The sequence below is a fragment of the Massilia sp. P2_C2 genome (genome assembly GCF_056404615.1).
Genome location: NZ_JBFUDR010000552.1, coordinates 1 through 1900 on the forward strand (window position 1 = coordinate 1; position 1900 = coordinate 1900).

The window sequence follows — 1900 nt, forward strand, 5'->3', positions numbered from 1 at the left end:
GCCTTGTTCCGTATGGTCGACACAAGGCTGCGCCGGCTGGAACCACGCATGCCCGCGCGCCTGCGCCGCCGCGCGATCGCGCGCGCCAGCGCGTTCGTGCGCGAACGCCTGAACGGCGAGCACGGGCTGGGGGCCATCTTCCCCGCGATGGTCAACGCCGTGCTGATGTTCGACGCGCTGGGCGTGCCCCCCGACGATCCGCACGCGGCCGGCGCGCGCCGCGCACTCGACCGGCTGCTGGTCGAGCGCGGCGACGAGACCTATTGCCAGCCCTGCCTGTCGCCCGTCTGGGACACGGCGCTGATGAGCCACGCGCTGCTGGAAGCGGGCACGCCGCAGGCTCTGGCCGCGGCCGTACGGGGGCTGGACTGGCTGTGGCCGCTGCAGATCCTCGACGTGCACGGCGACTGGACGGCACGCCGGCCGGGCCTGCGTCCGGGCGGCTGGGCGTTCCAGTATGCGAACGCGCACTATCCGGACGTGGACGATACCGCCGTCGTGGCGATGGCGATGCACCGCGCCGACCAGGTGCTGGCGCGCCCGCGCTATGCCGACGCCGTCGATCGGGCGCGAGAATGGGTACTCGGCATGCAGTGCCGCGGCTGCGGCGGCTGGGGCGCGTTCGATCCCGAGAACACGCATCTCTACCTGAACAATATCCCGTTCGCCGACCATGGTGCGCTGCTCGACCCGCCGACGGCCGACGTGTCGGCACGCTGCCTGTCGATGCTGGTGCAGCTCGACCCGTCGGCGTGCCGCGATCCGCGCACGCCGGCTGGACGTGCGCTCGCCTGGCTGCTGGCCGAACAGGAGCCGGGCGGCGCATGGTATGGCCGCTGGGGCCTGAACTATGTGTATGGCGTGTGGAGCGTGCTGTGCGCGCTCGGCGCCGCCGGCCTCGGGATGGAGGCGGAACCGGTCGCGCGAGCCGTCGGCTGGCTGACGGCGATCCAGAATCCGGACGGCGGCTGGGGCGAGGATGGCGACAGCTATCGTCTCGACTACGCCGGCCACCGGCCGTTCCCCTCGACGCCGTCGCAGACCGCATGGGCGCTGCTGGGGATGATGGCCGTGGGCGCGGTCGACACGCCGCCGGTGGCGCGTGGCATCGCCTGGCTGCTCGCGCACCAGCGCGAAGACGGATCGTGGGACGAAGCGCACCACACGGCAACCGGGTTCGAGCGCGTGTTCTACCTGCGCTACCACGGCTATGCCCGCTATTTCCCGCTGTGGGCGCTGGCGCGCTACCGCAATCTGCGCACGGGCGGCGCGACGCGGCCCGGGTTCGGCATGTGACGGCGGCGCCCGTCATCGTGGCCTGCGGCCTGCCGTTCGAGGCGGCGCTGGCGGCCGGGGAAGGGATCGCCGTCGCCTGCGGACCGGGGCCGCGGCGGATCGCGCCGGCCATAGCCGCGCTCGTCGCCGGCGCGCCGGCGGGGACGTTCGCCGGCATCGTCAGCTTCGGCTGCGCGGGTGGACTGGACCCGGCATTGGCGGCCGGCGCCTGCATCGTGCCGGATGCCGTGCTGACGGATCACGAAGAATTCGCCGCCGACCCGGCCTGGACCCGCGCCCTGCGCGCGCGCCTGCCGCAGGCCCGCGCGGGACTGCTGCGCGGGATCGACGCGCCGCTCGCCACGAATGCGGACAAGGCGCGGYTGTGGCGCGACTGCGGTGCGGGCGCGGTCGACATGGAGTCGCACGCGGCGGCGCTGGCGGCGCGGCGCCACGGCCTGCCGTTCGTTGCGTGCCGGGTCGTGCTCGATCCGGCCTGGCGCAGCCTGCCCCGGTGCGCGCTGGCCGCGCTGCGCGAGGATGGTGGTACCGACGTCGCGGCGCTGCTGCGCGCGCTGGCCGCGGCGCCACGCGAACTGGGGCCGCTGGCGGCGCTGGCGCTGGA

2 protein-coding genes are annotated in these 1900 nt (G+C 74.3%); both read left to right on the forward strand.

Annotation, left to right across the window (positions count from 1 at the left end; all coding sequences use genetic code 11):
* Positions 1-1296: squalene--hopene cyclase (shc, locus tag AC1DYX_RS30730; protein ID WP_477265949.1), on the forward strand; the 1296-nt coding region annotated here is incomplete at its 5' end.
* Positions 1293-1900, forward strand: a 608-nt coding sequence (locus AC1DYX_RS30735) for a phosphorylase family protein (RefSeq protein WP_477265951.1), incomplete at its 3' end; no start/stop codon positions are given. The genes shc and AC1DYX_RS30735, both read left to right, overlap by 4 nt.